We start from the raw sequence: 23,273 nt of genomic DNA on the forward strand, positions 1-23,273 counted from the left end.
CGACCTCCCGAAACACGCCTCTTGAAACAACCGCTAAAATCCGTTCCAATGGTGCATAGTGATGTAACGCACATCGGATCAACGGGGAGTGGCAAGTACATGTCTAAGCGGAAGAAGCAGATCCAGGGCGCGCTCGGCAAGGTGAGCAGCATGTACCCGAGCAAGGAGCGTCCGCTGGCCGTGCCGCCCGCCGGCTCCGACCTCAAGCCCGTCATGGGGGACCCCGGCATCCCGTACCTGGCAACACCCTCGAGGCGCTCGCGGACCCGTTGAAGTCGGCGATGAAGCGCTTCGACCGCTACGGCCAGGTGTCCTGGTCGGGTGCGCTCGGCATGAACATGGTGACCCTCGTCGGGCCCGACGCGATCGAGGCCGTCTGGATGAACCGCAACAAGGCGTTCTCCAGCGAGCTCGGCTGGGAACCGATGATCGGCCCGTTCTTCCGTCGTGGCGTCATGCTCATGGACTTCGACGAGCACATGCAGCACCGCCGCATCATGCAGCAGGCGTTCAGCCGCCCCCGCCTGAACGGCTACCTGGACATCATGACGCCGCACATCGAGAAGACCCTCGCCAACCGGCAGGTGGGCAAGGGCTTCCACATGTACTCCAACACCAAGGACCTGACGCTGTCGCTGGCCACCGAGGTCTTCATGGGTGCGCACGTGAGCGAGGCCGAGGCGCATCGCCTCGAGCGTGCCTTCGAGGCCGCGGTCCGCGGCGGTCAGGCCATCGTCCGCAAGGACGTCGGCAACTGGACCTGGGCGCAGGGACTCCGCGGCCGTGAGGTCCTGCAGGAGTACTTCCGCTCCGAGATCCCACTGCGTCGCGGCAACGACCGCGACGACCTGTTCAGCGTGCTCTGCAACACCGAGAGCGAAGAGGGTGAGTCCTTCACCGACGAGGACATCGTCAACCACATGATCTTCGTGATGATGGCCGCCCACGACACGTCCACCATCGCCCTGTCGATGATGACCTACTTCCTCGGCCGCCACCCCGAGTGGCAGCAGCGTCTGCGCGAGGAGTCGCTGGCACTCAACAAGCCGACCATCGACTACGACGACATCGACAAGCTCCCGAGCATGGAGCTCGCCTTCAAGGAGACCCTGCGCCTCAACGCCCCCGTCGGCATGCTGTTCCGCATGGCCATCGAGGACACCGAGATCTGCGGGCACTACATCCCGAAGGGCACCCTGCTGGCGATCCACCCGTGGGCGACCATGCTGCGCAAGGAATGGTGGCCGAACCCGACCCACTTCGACCCCGAGCGCTTCTCCGCGGAGCGTCGCGAGGACAAGGTCCACCGCTTCGCGTGGGCCCCGTTCGGCGGCGGCGCGCACAAGTGCATCGGCCTGTACTTCGGTGGCATGGAAGTCAAGTCGATCCTGCACCAGATGCTGCAGCGCTTCGAGTGGACGGTCCCCGCCGGCTACAAGCCGGTCCTCACCTACGGCACCGGCCCGACCCCGGCCGACGGTCTTCCGATCGACATCCGGCATCGCACGCTGTAAGAGGCGCACCCCATCCCTCGCTCCCTGAGGTGCGAGGAGCGTTAGCGACGAGCCACCTCCTGCTCCCTGAGGTGCGAGGAGCGTTAGCGACGAGCCACCCCCGCTCCCTGAGGTGCGAGGAGCGATAGCGACGAGCCTCGAAGGGCCTGGTGAGATAACTCGCCAACCCTTCGAGACGCGTCCTCCGCAAACTCCGGACGCTCCTCAGGGAGCAGAGATGAAGCGCCCTCCGCATGCTCCGGACTCCTAAAGGCAGCGGGCTCTTCCGACCTCCACGACGCCCGGCGAACCGCGAGAAAGTCGTCCCCGTGAGCACCCTCGGAGGGCATATTTCCCTCGGAAGCCCCTGAGATGGATGAGATTTCGCTCCGCCCGTCCGGCTGTGCAGCTCGCACGCCCGCATCCCTGCGCACGACGCCGGGAATGACGCCGCGCGCGATTTCAATCCGGGCCAACGACTTCGGTCGACGTCCTACAGCCGGAACGATGTCGCATGCGACGTCGTTCCGCACCGGCTCATCGGATGCGATAGACCCCTCGTGCGTGATCGATGAACCGTGCGCCGGCGACGAGCCACGAAGGGCTGGTGAGCAACAGCCCACCAGCCCTTCGTGTTTCACTGCAGAGTCCTACGACGCGGCGAGAATCCCGATCTCGAAGATCAGCGTGTCGCCGGGCTCGATGCCGGCGCTCGGCTCACCCTGGGCGTAGCCGTCGGCCGATGTCATCGCGACGCCGACCTTGGAGCCGACCTTCTGTCCGGCGATTGCCTTGCTGAAGCCGGGGACCACGCCGTTGAGCGGGAAGTCGGCTGGGGTACCTCGCGCTGGTACGCGCTGTCGAATTCGTTGCCGTTGCGGCCGTTGACACCGACGTAGCAGACCGTCACCGACGCGGTCTCGGCGACGACGGGTCCGTCACCCTCGACGAGCGTTTCGACGACGGTCTGATCGACGCTGAACGGCGACTGGACGGTGATCTTCGGCGCCTCGGTCGCGGTGGCGGCGACCATCTCGACACCGCCGGTGGCGCCCTTCAAGGTCCACTGCGGCTTGGCGTCGTCCTTGGCCGGCGCGGTCGGGCAGCTGGTCGCCGTCGAACCGGTGTCGGTGGTGCCGGCCGCGGCGGTACCGGTGGCTTCGGTTGTGCCGGAATCGGAATCGGAGTCGGAGCTGCAGCCGGCCACCGTGAGGACGAGGGCCGCGCCGAGCGCGAGAGTCGCATTCTTCATGTTCACCCTGGTCACGCTACCCGAGCGCCCGACGATCACCGACCGCCGTGGTCGGCGACGATACGGGCAGCGCGGGCGAGGTCGGCACGGATCGCTTGTGCGGCCGGCCACCGGTTCACCGCCAGCACCGGAACACCGATCACCGGCACGGTGAGCGTCGCCTCCGCACGGACATCCGTGCCGCCGTCGGCTCGTTCGTCGAACCGGAGGCTGAGCACCGCGTCGACCGACCGCCAGCCACCGACCTCCCGCCACAAACGGTGAGGCTCGCAGGCCGTGACCTCCAACCGTGGAGACACCCCGGGCACGATGGTGACGTCGGTCCAATTGGTGCCGACGTCACCCGCCCGGTCGCCGATCACGTGCAGGTCGTCGATGCGTCGCAGACTCGACTGCCACGCAGGCCGATTCCTCGGGTCGGTGAGATAGTCGAACGTGTCCGCGGGCGGCGTCGAGAAGGCGACGACGTCGTCGAAGATCGTGAACCGGGCGGGGGACAGCATCAGCTGATGAGGCCGGCGAGCTGATCGATCTCCTCGACCGTGCGCGGCGACACCAGCATCGTGGTGACACCGGACGACTCCCACACCTTGATCTGTTCGCGCACGTGGTCGAGGTCGCCGACGATGGCCGAGTCCTCGACCACCGCGTCGGGAATGATCTGAGCGGCTTCCTCTTTGCGGTCCGAGCGGAACAGTTTCGTCACCTCGTCGACGACGTCGGAGTACCCCATACGGCGATACACCTCGGCGTGGAAGTTGGTGTCCTCACTGCCCATTCCGCCCATGTACAGCGCGAGGAAGGGCTTGATCGCGGCGTAGGTCGCGGCCCGGTCGTCGGTGATGACGATCTGGGCGGTCGCGATGATCTCGAAGTCCTCGCGACTGCGCCGCGCACCAGGCCTGGCGAAACCCTCGTCGAGCCAAGCGTTGTAGGTGTCGGCCATGCGCGGTGTGTAGAACAGCGGCAGCCAGCCGTCGGCGATCTCGGCCGCGAGGGCGACGTTCTTGGGTCCCTCGGCGCCGAGCATGACCGGGATGTCGGCACGCAGCGGATGGGTGATCGGCTTGAGCGGCTTGCCCAATCCCGACGCCCCGTCGCCGTTGTACGGCAGGGGATAGTGCGGTCCGGCGCTGGTGACCGGGGCCTCCCGCGCCCAGACCTGACGCATGATGTCGATGTATTCACGCGTGCGGCCGAGCGGTTTGGCGAACTTCTGCCCGTACCAACCCTCGACGACCTGCGGCCCGGACACTCCGAGTCCGACGATGTGCCGGCCGCCGGACAGATAGTCGAGGGTCAGCGCAGCCATCGCGCACGCGGTCGGCGTGCGCGCCGACAGCTGCAGCACCGAGGTGCCCAGCCGGACACGACTCGTCGACGACCCGAGCCACGCCAGCGGTGTGTAGGCATCCGATCCCCACGCCTCGGCGGTGAAGATGGAGTCGAAACCGGCCCGTTCGGCGGCGGCGACGAGGTCGGCATGACCGGCCGGCGGCTGCGCGGCCCAATATCCGAGTTGCAGACCGAGTTTCATCAGTTGGTTCCTCCGGCGGTCTCGGCTGCGGCCTCGGCCGCGATCTGGTCGAACTGTGCCCCCATGGCTTCGGCGAGGGCCTGCGCACCCGAGAGCGGCCGGACCATCACCATGAAGTCGTCGATCTTGCCGTCGTCGTCGACGTGGATGAAGTCGCACCCGGTGACGCCCTTGCCGTTGACCGTGGCCTCGAAGACCAGCGCCGTGTCGCGACCCCCGGTGTCGTTGATCTCCCGGACGTAGCGGAAGTCCTCGAAGACACGCATGACGCCCCGCAGGATGGCCGAAGTGATCGCCTTGCCCGGGTACGGCTTGAACGCGACCGGGCTGGTGAAGACGACGTCATCGGCGAGCAGGTCTCGCATCGCCTGCTCGTCGCGCGCCTCGACGGCCTCTCGGAACTGCTTCATGCATCGACCTCCTCGTCCACGGCAGGGGCGCCGTTGTGCGAACTGCTGTGCTCGACGCTAACGGATCCCCGACGCCGCGCGGGAGCCATCAACACGACGAGCGCCATGGCCAGTACGCCGATGCCCGTCCAGCCGATCGCGGTGATCGCTTCGGACAGCACCACCACCGCGAGGACGGTGGCAACGGCCGGCTCGATGAGGGTGATGGTGGTGGCGGTCGAACTGTCGATCCGTCCCAGCCCGCGGCTGAACAGCACGTAGCCGAGGAACTGCGGCACGACGACCAGGTACGCGAGGACACCGAGGCTTTCCGGATGATCGCCCACCGACGGCACACAGACCGCGACCACCGGCAGCAACAGCACCCCGCCCAGGCCCATCACGCCACCGGCCGACGCCCCGCGGGTGACTCCCTGGTTCATCAGGCGTCGCATCGCCCACGAGAAGCCCGCGTAGGTCGCACCAGCCCCCAAGCCGAGCACGACACCCCAGGCGGACGCACTGCTGTCGGCGACGGTGTCTCCGTGCGAGGACTCGCTCCGCGACAGCGCGAGAGCGACACTGCCGGCGATGCCCAGGGCACACGCGACGATCCACCGCCTCGTGAACATTCGACCCTCGGCCACCCGCTCGATCACAGCGGAGAACAACGGCGCCGACGCCAGCGACACCACGGTGCCCAGCGCGACGCCGCCGATGCGCATCGAGCCGTAGAAGCACAGCGGGTAGATCATCACGCATACGCCGCCCGCGAGCACGGTCGGCCACCGCTGCATCAACGACGGCCACGCGGCACGGACCGCGCGGACGTTGATCGCGGCTTGGAGCAACCCTCCGCCGGCCATGGCGATGGCACCGATCGTGACCGCGCTCAGCGCGGGCGCCAGTGCGGCGACCGTCCCCGACGTCCCCCACAGGAACGCGGTGAGCGTCACCGCGAGAATCCCGGTGCGTTCGGCGGCGCTCATCTGCGCGCGTCGAGCTGCGCGGGCATCGGATCCCGGGGCAGCGGGTGCCGGGCGTAGAACTCCATATGACGACGAGCCGCGTCCTCCCACGTCAACGACGCGGCCAGCGAACGCCCGGCGTCGACGCGTGCCGGGTCGGGCGTCAGTGCTTTGGCCAGTGCATCGGCGAGCTCGGGAGCCGTCGACGCATAGGTCACCGTGTCGCCGAACACCTCTCGGAGAATGGGCAACTCTCGGGTCACGACGGGTCGTCCGGCGGCAAGCGCCTCCATCGCCGCCAGCCCGAACCCCTCCTTGACCGACGGGAACGCGAACACCCGGCTCGCCGCGACGAGCGACGGCAACTCGTCGTCGGGCACGTTGCCGAGGACGATCGGCTCGACGTCGAGTTCGGCACGGCGACGGTCGAATTCAGCGCGGTAGTCCCGATAGTCGAACAGCGTTTCGCCGCCTGCGAAGACGAGAGACAGCTCCGGATGCCGCTCTCGCAGCAGCGCATAGGCGTCCAGCAGGTCGATGCTGCCCTTGCGCGGTTCGATCCCCCCGACGGCCAGCACGTACTCACCGAGCTTCTCGGTCCACCGATCACGTGCTTCCACCGCCTCGGCAGCTTCCGACGCGGCGTCGGCGAACCTCTGGTACGCAACACCATTCGGGATGACCTCCGGGGTGAACCCCCAGCCGTGCCGCACCTCGTCGGCGACCGCCCGCGACACACAGATCCGCGCATACGGATTCACGACGGCCTTCTCGTGGCATTCGACGAGGATCGGCGTCGTGAACTGGTCGAGGTGGTGGATCGTGCGGATGCACGTCCCGACGGCATTGGCGCTGATGCAGTCCTGGGCATGCACGATGTCGTAGTCGCGAGCATCGAAGGCGTCGCGCAGGGTGGCGATGGACCGCATGATGCGGTCGGTGATCGTCTCGTTCTCGCGATCTGCGAACGGCACGAGCCGTAGCGTCACCGCCGGATCCACCTCGCGGAAGAACCCGTCGTCACCGCCGCGCGCCAGCGACCAGACCGTCACGTCGACGCCGAGTCGCGCCATCGCCTCCGCCAGGTTCAGCGTGTGGACCACGCCCCCACGGGGTTTCGTGGAGTAGGTCAGCAGGGCGACGCGCGTCGAGGGGGAGTCCACACGGGTCATGATAGGTCCGCGATCGACCCGGTCTGCGAGGTCCCGGCCGGACCTGTCACGGCCTTACATGTGTCTGTTCGGTAGGAGTCCGGTCGCAGTTCGGCGAGGTGGTTCAGCACGCGGCGGGCACGGTCGATCTCCGCGTCGACGTCGACCGTCGCGGTGGCCAGCCCGCCCTTGGAGCGCGTGGTGGCGAGAATCTCGCCGCCCGGGCCGACGACCTTGGCCTGTCCGAGGAACCGCAGCGAGCCCATCACGCCGGTCTGGTTCGACGACACGACGAACACCTGGTTCTCGGCGGCGCGGGCGCAGTCGTATAGGTCGAACAGTCGTGACTGGCGGTCGGCGGGTAGCCGGGCGGCACGGTCGGTCACGCTCGCCGGCCATGCGGACAGGGCAGCGATGATCCGGGCGCCGTCGAGGGCGAGGGTGCGTGCCGATTCCGGGAACGTCTTGTCGTAGTCGATGAGCATGCCGATCCGGCCCACCGGGGTGTCGAAAGAGCGGAACCGGTCACCGGCCGCGTAGGCCAGGGACTCACCGGCGGGCTGATGGACCTTGCGGTGGGTGCCGAGAATCCCGTCGCCGGACACGCACACAGCGGTGTTGAAGTGCTTGTCGCCGTCGGCCTCGGTGTAGCCGATGCACACGGTTGTGTCGCCCGCGGCGGCGACGATCGCGGCCAGCTCGGGTCCGTCGGGATCCAGCGCCGGGGGCAGCTCGTCGGGGTCGGGATTACGCAGGTCGCCGAGATATCCGCCGAGCGTGGCGTCCGGGAAGACGAGCAGGTCGACGCCGTCTCGCGCGGCCGCCTCGACGATGCCGACGGCCTTGGACACTCCACGCTCCACGTCGCGGCCGAAGTGCGCGGCGAGAGCACCGAGGGTGACAGTGCTCATGGTCGAACGATACCGGGCGGGCCGTCCGGAGAAGGGCTCACGCGAGGTCGGATCACGCGGCCCCCAGCCCGGTCACCGTGGAGGCCACCGCAACCGTCACCGCGCCGTCGGGCCACCGCAGCCGCACGCCCGGCTCTGCGGTCAGGCGTCCACAGTCCACGATCGAGACGGTGCTCGGGGCCGGCACATCAGCACGACGACCCGGTCGGTCCGTACTGAGCATCGCGTATCCGGGGAAGCAGGTCAGCCACGCACCCGTCGACGCCGCGTCCGGCCGCGGCACGGCGGTCACGTCGAGTTCGGCTCCGGTGCCCGACGCCTCGGCGAGCATGCCGAGTGTCCCGGCGATCCCGGCCATGCTCACATCCTTCGCGGCCGCGGGTCCTACCTTCGCGAGATGACCTGCCATCGCACAGAGTTCGTCACTGCTGCGCGAGCTCGTCGAGTCCCATTGCCGGTCGTGATAGCCCGGGCGCCAGGACCCGCCGAGGTCCGCGTGCAGGGTGACCGTGTCGCCGACCGCGCCGCCACCGGCACGCAGCGGACGGCCGGTGGTGCCCAATGCCGTCACCGACAGCGCCGACGGCACGCCGACCTGCGTGTGACCCCCGAGAACCGGCGTCTGCCATGCGCGTGCCGCATCGGAGATGCCGCGGATGATGCGCGTCAGATGAGAGGTAGTGGGCGCACCGACGGCGTCGAGCAGTCCGATCGGTCGCGCCCCCATCGCCGACAGGTCGTTGATGTTGACCAGCACGGAACACCATCCCGCCCATTCCGGGTCGCGTTCGATCATCGACGGGATGATCGCGTCGCAGGCCGCGATCACATCGGTGCCGGGCAGCGGGACGCCGTCGTCGCCGCGGAAACCTGCCGCACCGAGTCCACCGTCTTGCTCGGTGAACGGTGCAAGCGCCTCGGCGAGAACCGCTTTGGTGCCGTCCACAGTCCGCTGGATACGGTGGATCGCCCACCGCATCTCCCGATGCGCCTGCCCGGCGATCACGGGACCCTCGCCGCAGTCCTCCCAGCCGAGTCGCTGGAACATGCGTGCATAGCGGTCCTGCACGGTCGCGTCGAAACGCAGCGCGCCCTGCTGCTCGATGTGCGCACACGCCGCTCGCACCAGCGCCGGACCGATCCCGGCTGCGTGCCCGGGGTCGGCGACCACGAGACGGCTGCCGAACCACCAGCCGATGTCCTCGGTGTCCGACGATCCGGGCCACCGGACGGGAGCCACGCGAACGCCACCGGCGATCGAACCGTCCGGAAGCGTCGCGACGAGGACCACCGTGCGCGGGTCGTCGTCGGTGTCGTCGAGGTCGGAGTGTGCGAAAAGACCTTGCCTGTCGACGAATTCGTGGTGTCGCATCGCTCGGTAGGCGGCGTGCTCGGTGGTGGTGTCGGCGACCGTGATCAGGAAGTCCGGTCGCGCGGCGACGCGGCGTCGACCGGCAAGGATCGAGAGTTCAGCAGGCCTATGCTCCTTGAGTAGCCCCGGAGCTTGCGGAGCGGAAGATCCCTGCTCCTTGAGTAGCCCCGGAGCTTGCGGAGGGGCGTATCGAAAGGACCTCTCCATCTCAGCCACCCACCGTCGGCAGGATGCTGCATGCGCCACACACGGCGCAGCCGGCCCGCTGGTCGGCTCCGGCCATCCCGATCAGAGTGAGATGTGCGGCAACCTCGCGGCTGATCTTCTCCACGATCGCCGGATCCGGTGCCGGCGCGTCGTCGACGTCGACAGCCAGGGTTCCCGCATGTCGTCGGAACGGCACGATGAACGGGTAGACGCCCAGGTCGGCGAGTTCCTTGGCGTCGGCGATCATCTCGTCGGTGTCCTCACCGAGTCCCACGAGCAGGTACGTCGACACCTGGTTGCGTCCGAACACGCGCACCGCTTCGGTCCAGGCCGCGCGGTACTCGGCCATGGAGACCGATGACTTGCCCGGCATCCACCGACGCCGCACGTCGTCGTCGAGAGATTCGACGTGGATGCCGATCGCATCGGCGCCCGCCTCACGCAGTTCGGTGAGGACCGCGAGATAGGCGGGCGGCTCGCACTGCACCTGAATCGGCAGATGGGGGACCGCGGCCTTGATCGCGCGGACGCAACGGGCGAGGTGTCTGGCCCCGCGATCGCGGCCGTTCGTGGTGCCCGTGGTCAGCACCATCTGCGTGATGCCGTCGAGTTCCACTGCGGCACGGGCGACCTCGGCCAGCTGATCCGGCTTCTTCACCGCGATCGTCGACCCCGACCGCAACGACTCCTCGATCGAACAGAACCGGCACCGCTCCGATTCGTCGTACCGGATGCAGGTCTGGACCACCGTCGTCGCGAGGACGTTCCGCCCGTGCAGGCGCGCGATCTTCTCGTAGCTGATGCCGTCGGCGGTCTGGAGGTCGTAGAACCGTGGGCGCCCGATCGCCTCGACCTCGATACCGACGTCCACCCCGTCGTACAGGACGCGTTCGCCGTCGAAGGCGAACGGACTCTGCGGGTTCCGCGGGATCGCGGCGTGCAGACCGTCGATCATGAGGTGGCCGTCGTCGCTGGGTCCGGCGCCGCCGGTCCGCTGCACCGGCGGCTCTCCCCGAATTCCGAGCAGTGCCAGGTCAACTCGTGTCGATACCGTCATGGGTACTCCTAGGTGTCGTGCCGGGTGTGGAGCATCTACTGCGCCGCCGCCAACCGCGGGCGATTCTGGTCCAGAGCGTCGACGATGTGCTCGGCCACGTACCGCGCATCCCGGTCGATGCCGAGGAAGCGTCCGGAACCCCAGGTGTGCATCCACGGCAACCCCACGAAGCTGAGTCCGGGGACTTCGGTGATCCCGCGCGTCTGCATCGGTCGACCCCCACCGTCGAAGGCGCTGGCCTCGATCCACCGGTAGTCGGGTCGGTACCCGATGGCCCAGATGATCGACGTGACGCCTGCTGCAATCAGATCGAGTTCGGCCGGGTCCGTGTCCGGTGCCCATACCGGTTCGTACCGTGCGGGTTCCGGTGCGTCGATCCCCAGCGTGTCGATGTGGCGGTCGATATCGGAGCAGATGGAGTTGTAGACGGCGTCGGCCTTGTCGAGTGCGTCGGTCAGCGTCGGCGCGAACCGCAGCATCGAATCCTTGCCGTCGGTGAGCATGCCGTAAAGCTGCATGCCCTCCAGCGCGAAGCGTCGTAGATCGATGTCGCGACCACCGTCGCGGCCGGTGACGTAGTGGTTGGTCTTCTCCTGTGCGGCACGGCCGCCGGGGTACTCCTGGGTCGGGGTGTCGTAGAGCCCCATGTCCGACAGCCACGTCATGCAGTCCCGGCCGCGATAGAACCGTGCGACCCGCGGCGCATTGCCGACCGCGAGGTGCACCTGTCGCCCGGCCAGGTGCAGGTCTTCGGCAATCTGGGTGCCCGACTGCCCGGACCCGACGACGAGGACCGCGCCGTCGGGCAGCTGCTCGGGGTTGAAGTACTCCTCGGAGTGGATCTGATGGACGGCCGGGTCGAGCGCCGACGCGTACGGCGGGATCACGGGGAGGGGATAACCGCCGGTCGCGACGACCGCCTGATCGCATGTCACGGAGGTGACGCCGTCCGGACCGTCGAGGGTCACCTCGAAGCGGTCGGCACCGAGCCGCCGCAGGCGGGTCACCCGCGTGTGTTCGACGAGCGGCGGTTCGAAAGTCTGCAGCCACCCCTCCAGCCACGTCACGACCTCGTCGCGGGTCATGAACCCATCGGGCTCCGGCCCGTCGTAGGCATATCCGGGCAGACGGCAATGCCAGTTGGGCGTCACCAAAGTGAAGTTGTCCCAACGCTTGTCGGCCCACGCATGGACGGCGGTCTCGGCTTCGACGACGAGATGCTCGACGCCGGCCTGCCCGAGGTACCAGCTGACCGAGAGGCCTGCCTGACCGCCGCCGATGACGACGACCGGTACGTGTGCCGCAGATGTGTTCGCGCTCATGAGTCCTCCTCAGTGCTGAGCGGCACGGCGCCCTCGCTGCTGGTTGAGCCGAGTCGGAGCGAGGGGTCGCGCCTGTCCTCGCTGCCGTAGGTACCCGTGTCGGCGGTGACGCCCGTGTCCCCGCTGCTGGTTGAGCCGGGTCGGAGCGAGGGGTCGGGCCGGTCCCCGCTGCTGGTTGAGTCGGGTCGGAGCGAAGCGACGCCCCGCGTCGAAACCTCCGCGCCCGGCAACGGCGGGTACATCGAGACGACCTCGACCTCCGCCGAATCCGCATGTCGCGCAGCATCGCCCGCGATCGCCTCGGCAGACGCGGCGGCCGACGTACACGCGAAGCCGTACTTGGCGCGCACGCGTGCGCTGGCCTCCTCGAGGGCGGTGGTCGCGCGCGACCGGAAGTCGTCGACGCGATACGAGCCCGGCGCGAGATGGTCGTGCAGGACGAGACTGGGGGAGTAGTACTGGCGGAACTGCCCGTCGGGCCACCGCACCTGGACGGTCATCTCAGGCATGAGCGAGGTCCCGCCAGGCGAGGTCGTCGGCGTTCTCTGGGTCGGTGAGCAGTCCGTAGACCTCGGGTCGTCGGTCCCGCAGATGGAACATGCCGGCACGCATGGCGGTGAAGCTGTCGGCGATGTTCACGTCGGCAACGGCGAGGCCGCTGCCGAGGAGCGTCGTGTCGAGGATGTTGCCGCCGGGGTCGACGATCTTGGCGTTGCCCACATACCGCAACCACCCGAACGTCCCGCTCTGGTTCGACGCCACCCAGAAGACCTGGTTCTCCAGGGCGCGGGCGGTGTCGAAGAGGTTGAATCGGTAGGTCCATCGGTCGTCCTGGAGGTTCTCCGCGGTCGCGGTGCGGGCGGCCGGCCAGGCCGAGAGACTGGCGATGATCTCCGCGCCCTTGAGGGCCATGATGCGTGCGGCCTCGGGAAAGGCCTTGTCGTAACAGATTTGGAGGCCCACCCGCCCGACCGGGGTGTTGAACACTCCGTACCCGTCACCCGACGAGTACGACATGTTCTCGCCGAGCGGCTGGTGGACCTTGCGGTAGCTGCCGTAGATCCGGTGCCCGTCGAGAACGGCGGCCGCGTTGTAGCGGGTCTCACCGTCCTCGCCGAGTTCGCAGAACCCGATCGCCACCACCAGGTCTCCGACGATGGACTGCACCCGTGCGATCTCGGGTCCGTCCAGGGAGATCGCCGGTGGCAGCGACCGTGCACTGTTCTTACGCGTGTCGCCGTGGTTCCCCAGCGACGACAGGTACCCGCCAATCGCCGCCTCCGGGAAGACCAGGAAGTCGACGCCACGAGCCCGCGCCTGGGCGACATACTGTTCGATCGTCGCGTAGTTCTGTTCGAGATCGCGGGTGAAGTTGGCCGCGACGGATCCGATGGTGGTCATAGGATTTCCCAGGGTTGGTGGTGTGGAAGTATCTCGCTGGTTGAGTGGGTGAGGAGCGCTAGCGACGAGTGGCCCTCTGCTGGTTGAGTAGGTGAGGAGCGCTAGCGACGAGCCGTATCGAAACCACTCACACCATGTACGTGGAGTTGATGATCGCGCCCTTGCGCGCGTAGTGGATGATGGCGTCCTGGACGTCGAGCGGGTGCGCCGGGATGACGCCCTCGATCAGGTCCTCTTCGCGGCCACCGTGCAGCGCGAGGCCGAAGCGGCAGCAGAACACGGTGCCTCCCTCGGAGATGAAGGTCTCGAGCGCGTTGTTGATGTTCTGCTCACCGGGGAAGCCGGAGTCGCCGGTCGTCGGAAAGCCTCGTGTGGCAAGGCAATTGATGGCGCCGGGGCCATAGAAGTACATGGCTGATTCGAATCCCTTGCGCAACGCGCGAGTCGCCTGCAGGACCGCGACGAACGACACCGACGACTCATGGGCGATGCCGTGCACCAGGGTGAAGTACGTTTCCCCGTCCTCGGCCTGGTAGTCCGGGAAGATCTTGGTGCCGCCATAGATGTTGGACCCCTTGGGAAGTGAGGGATGCGGGATCTCCGCCAGCGACGCGGCGATGTTCTCGGTGATGGTTTCGTCGAAAGAGGGCACAAGGACTCCTGGAATGGCGAGACGACGGCGCCTGGCGGCTCGGCGTGTGAGACGAATGCGGATCGGGCATCATTGCCCAAGAGCGGCAGATCGGAAGATCTCGATCTCATCGAGTAGCTGATCGCTACGAGAACCAGTTCACCGGTCGACGATTACCGGGTGGTTACCGCTGGAATAAATGGATGGCTGATCTGCGAAACACGACGCTCGCCGGAGCGGGCGGCTCGTCGGCTCGACGAGACAGAGCGTGGGTCCGCCAATAAAAATGTCCGATGAACCGGTCGGGTCGGGGGTCTGACCGGTTCATCGGACGTAACTCAGCATATCCTCTGCGTCTCGCCAGGTCGAGCGAGGGATCCGCAATTCTGTGACCTGTTCCTCACGGATTCCCGACGAATCCGACCCTTACGGCACCGTAACCATCCGTCGACGTCGCCCATCCTGGCGACACAACCCACCGTCGGCCGATCCGTGTGACGTTGCGCCCCGCTCCGCTGGCGGTGTAGCGACGACCGTCCCTGATGGCCGAGTAGGTTCTGATGGCCGAGTAGGTTCTGCTGGCCGAGTAGCGCTACTTCTGCTGGCCGAGTAGCGCCGACCGAGCAGAGCGAGGACGCCGCGTATCGAGGTCACGCCGCATCCCCCTGCTGGCCGAGTAGCGCCGACCGAGCGGAGCGATGACGCCGCGTATCGAGGTCACCCCGACGCGTGTCGCGCCCACCCACCGCGCCGGCCGGGCGCAAGCATGTTACCCATGCCGACCGCTCTCCTCTACGGACTCGTCACCGCGGTGCCCATCGCTATCGGCGCCGCGATCGGTCTCCGCTGGGATCTGCCGTCGCGAGTCCTGGCCACACTCATGGCGTTCGGCGCGGGCACGATGATCGCGGCGGTCTCCACCGAACTGTTCGTCCCGGCCTTCAAACAGGCGGGTATCGGACTTGCGGGGGCGACGCTGTTCCTCGGTACCGCGGTGTACGTCGTCGCCGACCACCTCGTCGAAACCAGGCTCGGTTCACGCGCGATCGGTCCAGCGCTGATGCTGGGAGTCTTCCTCGACGGCGTCCCGGAGAACACCGCCCTCGGTGTGTCGCTCACGGCCGGCGGTTCGCTCGTCCTGGTGGTGGCGATCGCCGTCGGCAACGTCCCGGAGGCGGTGAGCGGGGCGTCGTTGATGAGACGCGAACACGACATGTCTCCGCGGTACGCGCTCGTGATGTGGGTGGTGACCGCCGCGATCCTCGTCGCGGTGACGGTCGGCGGCTACGCGGTCGCCGACGCCATCTCGCCGACCGCGATCAGCATCGTCCAGGCTTTCGCCGGTGGTGCGACCCTCGGTGTCCTCGCCACCGGCCTGATGCCCGAGGCCTACCGCGAAGGCGGTTGGTGGGTGGGGCTGGCCACCGCGGCCGGCTTCCTGCTCGCGTTCGTCCTGGGCTGAGTCGACGACCTCAGTGCGTCTGCGTCGCCTCCGGGTCGCTGGCCACGTTGCCCTGGGCGAGATCGTGCAGCGCCCGGAAGACCTTCCTCGATGCCTCGGCCCACGGCATGAGGATCGGGAACACATGGAACATCCCCGGTTCCTCGATCGCGTGCGTGGGCACCTCGGAGTCCTCCAACCGTGCTGCGAATTCACGGATCCCGTCGCGGAACATCTCGTCGCCACCCCAGCAGACGAAGGTCGGTGGGAACCACTCCGGATCCGGGTCGGCGTTGATCACCGACACGCGTGCGTCGTTCGGCTGCACTCCGTGGAGGTAGGGCGTCACCGGGATGTTCCACGGCAGCACGTCGTACTGGGCGTTCTCGGTGATCGACGGGTGGTCGAGGTCGAGGTCGATCTCGGGGGAGAACAACGCGAGCGCACCGGGCTTGGGCAGTCCCTTCGAGTGCAGATGCGCCACGAGCGACGCTGCGAGCCCACCGCCCCCTGAATCCCCGGCCACGATGATGTGTTCGGGGGTCACGCCCCGTCCCAGGAGGGCCTGGTAAACGTCCGCGGCGTCGAGAACTCCTGCAGGGAACGGGAATTCGGGTGCCATCCGATAGTCGGCGATGAACACCTCGAAGCCGGTGATCCGCACCAGCGACGACGCGAACGCCGAGTACATGATCGGCGACGTCCCGATGTACCCACCGCCGTGCAGGTACAGGATCGTCGCCCCGATCTCCTGCTTCTCCTCGTCCTCGTCGACGTAGGCGTCCGTACTCGCCTTCGCACGACACCACAGACCCGGAACGCCACCGATGGTGTCCTGGGTCAGTTCGACGCCGTCGGTCAACTCGACGAACGGCGGCATCACGACCCGGCAGATCTGGTCGAGGATCTTCTCCATCGAGCGGAACTCCTCGATCGGCAGACCCATCGAATAGCCCATGAACGCCCGGATCGACTGGCGTGTGACAGCCTGCCCGACGTTGTCGAGCAGGCCCGCCGGCCCCGACCACGGCCTTTTGAACGGCACGCGCGCGAGCCCGCCGAGCATGTTTTGCGCCAGCCCGACGACGGCCAGCGTCGTCAACGGTCCGGATGCGGTCTCGACCTCGGGACGATCAGCCATCACCATGACGCTCAGCGTAGCGACGCACACGCGGACCGGCTGGACACGCGACCCACCGGACTGGGGTCCCGCCGGGGGGACGTGGCAGACTATCGCGGGTCCCGTAGTCCCCGAGATCCCGTGAGGCGGCAATGGAGATTTCTGCCTTCCCGGCTCAGCGCGAGACCGGGCGAGCTGTCGCGCCGACCGAATCGGTGCAGGTCACGCTGGGTGAAGCGCTGGAAGCGAACCGTACCCTGCAGAAGTCGGCGGCCGTACGACTCTTCGCTGCCACCAACTCGGCGCTCTACGTCACCTTGATGGAACGTCACCTCGACTACGGCACCAAGATGTCGGAGGTCGAGCTGACGATGCGCCTCGAACGCGACCTCGCCGAACTCGACCTCACCGACGACCAGCCGACCGGCCTCGAACTGGTCAAACTCTGGGCCCGTCAGGGCTGGTTGCACCGTGTCACCGACACCTCCGACCCCGACGCGCCCAACCTCTGTCACCTGACCAGCGAGGCCCGCTCGGTCCTGGACTTCATGCGCCGCCAGCGTCGCGAGGACTCGATCGCCACCGGCGGTTCGATCACCGGCATCGCCGCCGAACTCCGACGCGTCGCGGGACAGGTCAGCAACGACCCCGAGACCATCCGCCTCGAGCTCGAGGCACAGATGTCCGACCTCGACGCCGAGCTCGCCGATCTCGACGCCGGCCGCCGCCCACCGGTCGACCTCCGCGTCGCCGAGGACTCCGCCCGCGCCATCGGCTACCAGATGGAGCAGATCATCTCCGACATCGGCCAGTACGGAACGATGCTCGACCGCATCACCACCGCGCTGCTCGACGACCCGGGCGACTCCGACCTCGCCTACCGCGATCGTCAGCGACAGCTCTTCGACGACTATGAAGCCCTCCTGCAGTCATCCCAGTCGGCGTCGTACCAGGCGTTCAGCCAGATGATCCAGGACCCGGAGCGCCGCGCCCGCCTCAAGACCGACATCGACACCATCATCGAGAACTTCCCCGGCATGGACGCCGGGCTGCGATCGGTGATGGACAACTTCTTCGGGCTGGTCACCCAGCAGATGGCCGAGGTCGGCCGCACCCGCCAGCGCTGTGCCCGTCGTATCCGACGCTTCGTCGCGTCCGGCACCCTCGAGCAGAGCCGTGGTCTGGCCCGTCAGCTCAACGACGCTCTGGCCACAGCGAACGACCTGCTCAAGTCCTCGCTCGCCGACCGTCGCCTCGGCTACGAGTTGCCGCTGGCGGCCCCGGCCCTCAACTCGATCGGCCGTCTCGCCTTCGAGATCCGCGAACACGTTCCGCCCGCACCGGCGCTACCCGCCGGTGGCGCCGACGCCGATCTGACCGCCTTCGCCTCGATGACCGGCCAGGTCGACACCGTCGAGCTCACCGAGACCGTCAACAACGCCGTCGCCGCCGGACCCGTCCCGCTTACCGAGGTGATCGAGGGCCTCGACGAGCCGTACCTCGCGCACGTCATCGTGCTGTGGTCCTGGGCGCAGAAACAGCTGGCAGCAGGGGAGAAGGTACCGATGACCACCGTGCGTTTCCGGTCCCTCCTCGGGGAGGACCACGCCATCGAAGTCCCCGACCTCACCTTCACCGAACCGATTCCGACTGCGGAGGTCGACGCCGAATGACATCTTTGCCCCCTGAGGTGCGAGCGCAGCGAGCCTCGAAGGGCCCTGACGTGCAAGCAGAGACCGCCCCCTCGCTCCCAGAGGCGCATGCAGCGGCCGCCCCCTCGCTCCCTGAGGTGCGAGCGGAGCGAGCCTCGAAGGGCACCCCTGACGAGTTCGCCGGCTTCGACGATCTCCCCACCGTCGCGAACCGCGCCACCTCGCACGCCCCGAGCGCACCCCGCTTCGACGGCGACGTCAGCGAGATGCCCGACCGTGCCTGCTGGGCGCTGCAGAACCTGCTGGCCCGCCGCTACGTCAGCGGCGACCGGCAGCCGCAGCTGTGGTCGTGGGTGTCCGAGTACCAGGACGTCCTGCGGATCCGCCTGTCCGAGCTCGACCTTCGCCTCCGCCTCGTCGACGAACTGCAGGTCGCCTTCGTCGAGCAGGCTGGCTACGACTCTCGTTGGGGCCGTCGCATTCTCAAGCGCGAGACCGTCCACACCTACGACGCGATCCTGGCGTTGCATCTGGCCAAGTACATCCGCGCCGCGCGCGACGAGGATGCGCTGATCACCCGCGAGGAGATCCACGAGCTGTTCGCCGGCGTCACCAACACCATCGACCGCGACCTCGCGCTCTTCGACAAGCGCATCGAACGCGCCATCGACAAGATGGAAGAGCTCGAATTCCTGCGCAAGCAGCGCGACGACGCCGACACGTTCACCGTCAGCCCGGTGATCTCCGCGGTGATGACGGCGTCGGTGATCACCGATCTGCAGCGACAGTTCGAGCAGTTCATCGGCTCCGGCGACACGGGGGAGGAACCGCCCGAGGGTGCGGCCGACGAACCCACCCAGCCCGACGACGCCGAGAATGCGTACGGCGACGACGAAGGAGACGACTGGTGAGCGTCGACCAGTACCACCTGTCCCGGTTGCAGCTGATCAACTGGGGCGTGTTCGACGGGTATCACTCGATCCCGTTCAGCTCCAACGGTTCTCTGATCACCGGGTCGTCGGGTTCGGGTAAGTCGTCGTTGCTCGACGCCATCTCGCTGGCGTTCCTGCCCGACCACCGCCGCAACTTCAACGCCTCGGGTGACGCCACCGCCGCCGGCTCGTCCAGCGGTAAGCGCACCGTCGGCAAGTACGTGCGCGGCGCGTGGGGTGAGCGGCGCGACGGCACCAACGCGCACCGCGAGATCATGTACCTGCGCGGCACCGGCCCGGCGTGGGCGGCCATCGCGGTCACCTACACCTCAACGTCCGGCACCGCCATCACCGGTCTGGTCCTCAAGTGGCTGGCCGCGGGCAAGATGACCGACGCGCACAGCTCGTACTTCATCTACGACGGCGACGCCGACATCGTCGAGGCCTGCAACGAGTGGGCCGTGGCCAACTACAACTCGGCCAAGTTCCGCGACCGCGGCTGGCGCGGCGGACCCGGCGAGGGCAAGTACCTCTCGACGCTGTACTCGCTCATCGGGATCCGCGGCTCCGACGCCGCGCAGCAGCTCCTCGGAAAAGCCAAGTCGCTCAAGAGCGTCGGCGGTCTCGCGCAGTTCGTGCGGGAGTTCATGCTCGACGCCCCGACGTCCATCGTCGGCATCTCCGACGCCCTCGAGCAGATCGACCCGCTCGTCGAGGCCCGTGAGCTGCTCGACGTCGCGCGCCGCAAGCGCACCATCCTCGGCAACATCGAGGAAGTCCACGAGCGGTACGCGAGCGAGTCGGCCACCTTCAGCGTCCTCGACACCATCGACAGCACCACGATCCGCAGCTACGTCAACAACCTGCGGATCCGGAACGCGCAGCCCGAGGTCGCCGACCTCGACGACCAGATCACCCGCCTCGACGGCGATCTCGCCGCGCTCACCACCCAGCACGACCAGCTGCGCCAGGACCACAGCCTGCTGCTGGCCCGCATCGCCACGTCCACTGGCGACCTCGCCCCGCTGCGCGAACAGCTCGGCGGCGCACAGAAACTCAGCACCGAGGTCACCGCCCGACGAAACGCCTACGAAGACAAGGTCTCCGCGCTCGGTTTCAGTCCGCCGACCAACGCCGAGGGCTTCTGGTCGCTGCGCGAAGAGCTCATCGAGGAGGCCACCAAGATCGACGGCCAGCTCGAAGCCGGCCGCGCCCACTACGCCGAGGCGCTCGCCCGCGAGGTCGCCGCCCGCAGCCGCCGCGACACCGCGCAGGAAGAGCTCGGCCGCGTCGAACAGGCCGGTTCCGCGCTGCCGCGCACCGAACACGAGATGCGCCGGGTCATCGCGCACGCGCTGCAGATCGACGAGTCCGAGCTGAAGTACGTAGCCGAGCTCGTCGAACTCGACCCCGACGAGGAACGCTGGCGCCTGGCCGTCGAGAAGGTGCTGCGCAACGCCGGTCTGCGACTCCTCGTACCGGACAAGCACTTCCGGTCCGCTCTGCGCTTCGTCAACTCGCACGACATGCGCGGCCGGATCCAGCTGCACCAGGCCGAGACCCGCCCGATGCCCGTCGTCGAGCCGGGCACCCTGGCGTCCAAGCTGCGTTCGGTCGACCCCGGCCATCCGTGTGCCGCCGAGGCGATGACTGTCCTCGCGAAGCTCGGCAACCACATGTGCGTCGACAACCCGGGGGAGTTCTCCCAGTACGCCAAGGCGGTCACCGATCAGGGTCTGCGTAAGGATTCGGCGAAGCTGGCCGTCAAGGACGACCGCCAGCAGCTGCGCCGGTCCCAGTACATCTTCGTCGGCGACGTCGAATCGAAGATCACCGCACTTCGCGACGAACTCGCCTACGAAGAAAGAGTTTTCGAGGACGCCCGCGAGGACTGTGCCGAGCTCGACCGCGAACGCTCCGCGAAGGAACGACGCCGCGACGCCTACCGCCGCGTGTGTGAGCAGTTCACGCAGTGGAACGAGATCGACGTCGACTCGGTCGACGATCGCGTGGACCAGCTCACCGACCAGTACGACCTCCTCATAGAGGAGAACCCCGACGTCGAGGCGCTGCAGCGCAAGGCCGAAGACCTGTGGGAGCAGGTGCGTCACGCGATCTCGCAGGCGGCGCTGGTCAAGGACAAGATCGCCCGCCAGGACGAGCGTCGGACCCAGCTGCTCGACCTCATCGACCGACTGAAGCCCGAAGACGTTCCCGCACAGGCGGAGAAGACTCTCGACGGGTTCCGCGAGGACCTCTCGGCGACCCTCGACGTGCTCAACCCCGAGCCGTACCGCCAGGAGATCGTCAAGGCCGCCGGCCGCGAACGCGACCGCATGCGGTCGGACGCCCGACGCTCCCGCGACGAGCTGGCCCGGATCCTCGACACCTACGACGAGGAGTTCCCCGACGCCATCCCCAACGACAGCGACGACTTCGACGAACGCATCCACGACTATGTCGCCGTCTGCCGCCGCATCGACGAGCGCGAGCTGCCGTCGGCCTACGAGCGGATGCGCCGCCTGATCACCGAGCAGGCACCCGGCGCGATCCTGGGCCTGCACATGGCGGCCGACGCCGAGGAACGACGCATCGTCGAGCAGATCGAGCGCGTCAACACCGGCCTGGGTGCGGTGGCGTTCAACCGCGGCACGCGCCTGCGGCTGGTCCCAGGTCGTAAGAAGCTCGCCGCGGTGGAGGAGCTGACCGAGAAGGCCCGCCAGATCTCCAACCGCGCAACGGCGGTCAGCTTCGGCGACGAGCAGGCCATCCTCGAGCAGTACTCCGACATCCTGCTGCTGCGCGAACGCCTCGCCGGCAACACCCCGGAGGACCGCCAGTGGACGCGCGACGCCCTCGACGTGCGTAACCGCTTCGACTTCTACTGCGAGGAGCACCACGCCGAGACCGGCGAGACCATCCGCACCTACTCCAACGCCGGCGACAACTCCGGTGGCGAGCAGGAGAAGCTGATGGCCTTCTGTCTCGCCGGTGCGCTGAGCTTCAACCTGGCCAGCCCGCACGGCAACGACAACCGGCCGATCTTCGCCCAGCTGATGCTCGACGAGGCGTTCTCCAAGTCCGACCCTCAGTTCGCGCAGCAAGCGCTGTCGGCGTTCCGCAAGTTCGGGTTCCAGCTGATCATCGTCGCCACAGTGCAGAACACCAGCACGATCCAGCCGTATGTGGACAACGTGGTGATGGTGTCGAAGACGGAGGTCGGGCCGGAGTTGCGGCCGGTTGCTACGGCTACGTCAACGACGATCAAGGCGTTCTCGGAGTTGCGGCGGTCGGGGAGTCAGTTGGCTGTTTGATTGCCGCATCAGTGCACATGCGTTGGCTCGAGACTCCCTAGTGCGGGACGTCTGTTTCTCGATGTTCTGGAACCGAGCGTCGCGTGCGCTGACGATAGTTCGGGCCGGTGACGACGCCCTAAGTCATACCTTGTCGTCCAATCGAACCAACCCCGTGCCATGCGGTCGTGTCTCCATAGTCAGCCCGGACCATGTCTGAGAACCTTACGAACATCCGGGCCACACGAGGTTCGGTAGACGTGCGTGTCTGCTGGCCGCGCAGATCGACGAAGGAGGAACTCCTCACTTGGCACTGAAGACGTCAGATCTATACTCCTCCGTCTGGGCAATTTGCGACCAGCTTCGAGGTCGGCTATGGATACGACACCAGACGAGCTGCTGGATGGGCTCTCCGTTCCTGGCGATGTCAGACCTGCAACATAGACTCATGCATGTATAGATCAACTGGACTGCCCCAGAGCGAAGAGGATGTAGATGAGCTATCGAAATAAGACGTATGTGGCTTTCGCCAGCGAGGACATCGGAAAGTATCGCTTGATGGAGGCATGGCGCGACAACAATAATATCGATTTTTCCTTCTATGATGCGCACGACTTGTTCATTTCTCTGGATACCAGCCAGCCTGAGACGATTAAGCGAAATCTTCGGGAGCGCATGAAGAACGCCAAGCAGGTTGTTCTTCTGGGTAGTAGCTCTGCTAAGAAGAAGGGCGGGGACGGAGTTTCCTTCCTTGCGCATGAAATAAAAGTCATGATCGAATTCGATCTCCCGGTCGTCGTCGCGAATCTCGATGGCGATCGCAACATCGACAAGAACTTTATACCCGCGCCATTATTGGATGCCAACTACTACACGCTGTCTGTCTCATTTCAACCAAAGATCATCATGTATGCTCTCGACAACTACGCCCCAAATTATTTGGCTAGCGGAAAAGAAGGTCCGCATTTCTACAAACCGGAGACATACGCGAATCTCGGGCTCTAAATGCGAGACCTATTGAATGATCTGCGGACCCTGCGCTTCTGGCGATGGTTCCTTGTCCTGGCCTTCTCGGCGGTCGGGGTTCTGGCAATCATCCTCGAACTGATTAACTTCATTGTTGGGCGCTTGCCTATCAGAGGGG

At 66.9% G+C, this 23,273-nt stretch carries 18 protein-coding genes and 2 pseudogenes; 6 read left to right on the top strand and 14 right to left on the bottom strand.

The features are described 5' to 3' along the window. Nucleotides 1–99 precede the first annotated feature (99 nt). Nucleotides 100–1,514: pseudogene (locus GOAMI_RS20050) on the top strand (cytochrome P450). 629 nt (nucleotides 1,515–2,143) lie between these two features. Here the strand turns inward: GOAMI_RS20050 and GOAMI_RS20055 are convergent. The 13 genes and pseudogenes from GOAMI_RS20055 to GOAMI_RS20115 all read right to left on the bottom strand — a co-directional run bounded on the left by GOAMI_RS20055 (nucleotide 2,144) and on the right by GOAMI_RS20115 (nucleotide 13,712). Beyond that, nucleotides 2,144–2,745, bottom strand: a pseudogene (locus tag GOAMI_RS20055) (FKBP-type peptidyl-prolyl cis-trans isomerase). A gap of 35 nt (nucleotides 2,746–2,780) precedes the next feature. Next, nucleotides 2,781–3,248, bottom strand: a complete 468-nt coding sequence (locus GOAMI_RS20060) for an SRPBCC family protein (protein ID WP_006438425.1) — start codon at nucleotides 3,246–3,248, stop codon at nucleotides 2,781–2,783. Further along, complete coding sequence (locus GOAMI_RS20065; protein ID WP_006438426.1) at nucleotides 3,248–4,282, bottom strand: LLM class F420-dependent oxidoreductase; 1,035 nt, start codon at nucleotides 4,280–4,282, stop codon at nucleotides 3,248–3,250. The genes GOAMI_RS20060 and GOAMI_RS20065 overlap by 1 nt, the downstream gene beginning before the upstream one ends. Then, nucleotides 4,282–4,692 carry a nuclear transport factor 2 family protein gene (locus GOAMI_RS20070; protein WP_006438427.1) on the bottom strand — a complete coding sequence of 137 codons (411 nt, stop codon included), beginning with the start codon at nucleotides 4,690–4,692 and terminating at the stop codon, nucleotides 4,282–4,284. The genes GOAMI_RS20065 and GOAMI_RS20070 overlap by 1 nt, the downstream gene beginning before the upstream one ends. Next, nucleotides 4,689–5,660 carry a DMT family transporter gene (locus tag GOAMI_RS20075; RefSeq protein ID WP_006438428.1) on the bottom strand — a complete coding sequence of 324 codons (972 nt, stop codon included), beginning with the start codon at nucleotides 5,658–5,660 and terminating at the stop codon, nucleotides 4,689–4,691. The genes GOAMI_RS20070 and GOAMI_RS20075 overlap by 4 nt, the downstream gene beginning before the upstream one ends. Beyond that, complete coding sequence (locus GOAMI_RS20080; protein ID WP_006438429.1) at nucleotides 5,657–6,811, bottom strand: MSMEG_0565 family glycosyltransferase; 1,155 nt, start codon at nucleotides 6,809–6,811, stop codon at nucleotides 5,657–5,659. The genes GOAMI_RS20075 and GOAMI_RS20080 overlap by 4 nt, the downstream gene beginning before the upstream one ends. Further along, entirely contained in the window at nucleotides 6,808–7,701 is an 894-nt protein-coding gene (locus tag GOAMI_RS20085) for a carbon-nitrogen hydrolase family protein (RefSeq protein WP_006438430.1), read from the bottom strand. Before GOAMI_RS20085 ends, GOAMI_RS20080 begins: the two co-directional genes overlap by 4 nt. Before the next feature lie 52 nt (nucleotides 7,702–7,753). After that, a complete protein-coding gene (locus GOAMI_RS20090) occupies nucleotides 7,754–9,280 on the bottom strand; it encodes an MSMEG_0567/sll0787 family protein (protein WP_006438431.1) in 1,527 nt (508 codons plus the stop codon). A 1-nt stretch (nucleotide 9,281) separates the two neighbouring features. Then, a complete protein-coding gene (locus GOAMI_RS20095; protein ID WP_006438432.1) occupies nucleotides 9,282–10,337 on the bottom strand; it encodes an MSMEG_0568 family radical SAM protein in 1,056 nt (351 codons plus the stop codon). 35 nt (nucleotides 10,338–10,372) lie between these two features. Continuing rightward, nucleotides 10,373–11,659, bottom strand: coding sequence for an MSMEG_0569 family flavin-dependent oxidoreductase (locus tag GOAMI_RS20100; RefSeq protein WP_006438433.1), 1,287 nt, complete (start codon nucleotides 11,657–11,659; stop codon nucleotides 10,373–10,375). Continuing rightward, entirely contained in the window at nucleotides 11,656–12,168 is a 513-nt protein-coding gene (locus GOAMI_RS23675; protein ID WP_006438434.1) for an MSMEG_0570 family nitrogen starvation response protein, read from the bottom strand. Before GOAMI_RS23675 ends, GOAMI_RS20100 begins: the two co-directional genes overlap by 4 nt. Beyond that, nucleotides 12,161–13,060 (bottom strand): carbon-nitrogen hydrolase family protein, encoded by a 900-nt coding sequence (locus tag GOAMI_RS20110; protein WP_006438435.1) that lies wholly within the window; start codon nucleotides 13,058–13,060, stop codon nucleotides 12,161–12,163. Before GOAMI_RS20110 ends, GOAMI_RS23675 begins: the two co-directional genes overlap by 8 nt. Before the next feature lie 127 nt (nucleotides 13,061–13,187). Further along, nucleotides 13,188–13,712 carry an MSMEG_0572/Sll0783 family nitrogen starvation response protein gene (locus GOAMI_RS20115; RefSeq protein ID WP_005195025.1) on the bottom strand — a complete coding sequence of 175 codons (525 nt, stop codon included), beginning with the start codon at nucleotides 13,710–13,712 and terminating at the stop codon, nucleotides 13,188–13,190. Between the two features lie 754 nt (nucleotides 13,713–14,466). Between GOAMI_RS20115 and GOAMI_RS20120 the strand changes: the two genes are divergently transcribed. Further along, nucleotides 14,467–15,153 carry a ZIP family metal transporter gene (locus GOAMI_RS20120; RefSeq protein ID WP_006438436.1) on the top strand — a complete coding sequence of 229 codons (687 nt, stop codon included), beginning with the start codon at nucleotides 14,467–14,469 and terminating at the stop codon, nucleotides 15,151–15,153. A 10-nt stretch (nucleotides 15,154–15,163) separates the two neighbouring features. Here GOAMI_RS20120 and GOAMI_RS20125 read toward each other — a convergent pair whose 3' ends face one another. After that, on the bottom strand, nucleotides 15,164–16,279 hold the full coding sequence (locus tag GOAMI_RS20125; RefSeq protein WP_006438437.1) for an alpha/beta hydrolase: 1,116 nt from the start codon (nucleotides 16,277–16,279) through the stop codon (nucleotides 15,164–15,166). A gap of 125 nt (nucleotides 16,280–16,404) precedes the next feature. On the opposite strand from GOAMI_RS20125, the gene GOAMI_RS20130 reads away from it, so the two are divergent. The 4 genes from GOAMI_RS20130 (at nucleotide 16,405) to GOAMI_RS20145 (ending at nucleotide 23,134) form a co-directional block, all read left to right on the top strand. Beyond that, nucleotides 16,405–17,925: a DUF3375 domain-containing protein gene (locus tag GOAMI_RS20130; RefSeq protein ID WP_006438438.1), complete on the top strand. Its 1,521-nt coding sequence runs from the start codon at nucleotides 16,405–16,407 to the stop codon at nucleotides 17,923–17,925. Next, the gene (locus GOAMI_RS20135; RefSeq protein WP_006438439.1) at nucleotides 17,922–18,815 is read left to right on the top strand and encodes a DUF4194 domain-containing protein; all 894 of its coding nucleotides are present in this window, start codon (nucleotides 17,922–17,924) and stop codon (nucleotides 18,813–18,815) included. The genes GOAMI_RS20130 and GOAMI_RS20135 overlap by 4 nt, the downstream gene beginning before the upstream one ends. Further along, entirely contained in the window at nucleotides 18,812–22,150 is a 3,339-nt protein-coding gene (locus GOAMI_RS20140) for an ATP-binding protein (RefSeq protein ID WP_006438440.1), read from the top strand. The genes GOAMI_RS20135 and GOAMI_RS20140 overlap by 4 nt, the downstream gene beginning before the upstream one ends. Nucleotides 22,151–22,624: 474 nt before the next feature. Beyond that, complete coding sequence (locus tag GOAMI_RS20145) at nucleotides 22,625–23,134, top strand: TIR domain-containing protein (protein WP_006438441.1); 510 nt, start codon at nucleotides 22,625–22,627, stop codon at nucleotides 23,132–23,134. The last annotated feature ends 139 nt before the right edge of the window (nucleotides 23,135–23,273 follow it).

This window comes from Gordonia amicalis NBRC 100051 = JCM 11271, assembly GCF_000332995.1.
Lineage (GTDB): Bacteria > Actinomycetota > Actinomycetes > Mycobacteriales > Mycobacteriaceae > Gordonia > Gordonia amicalis.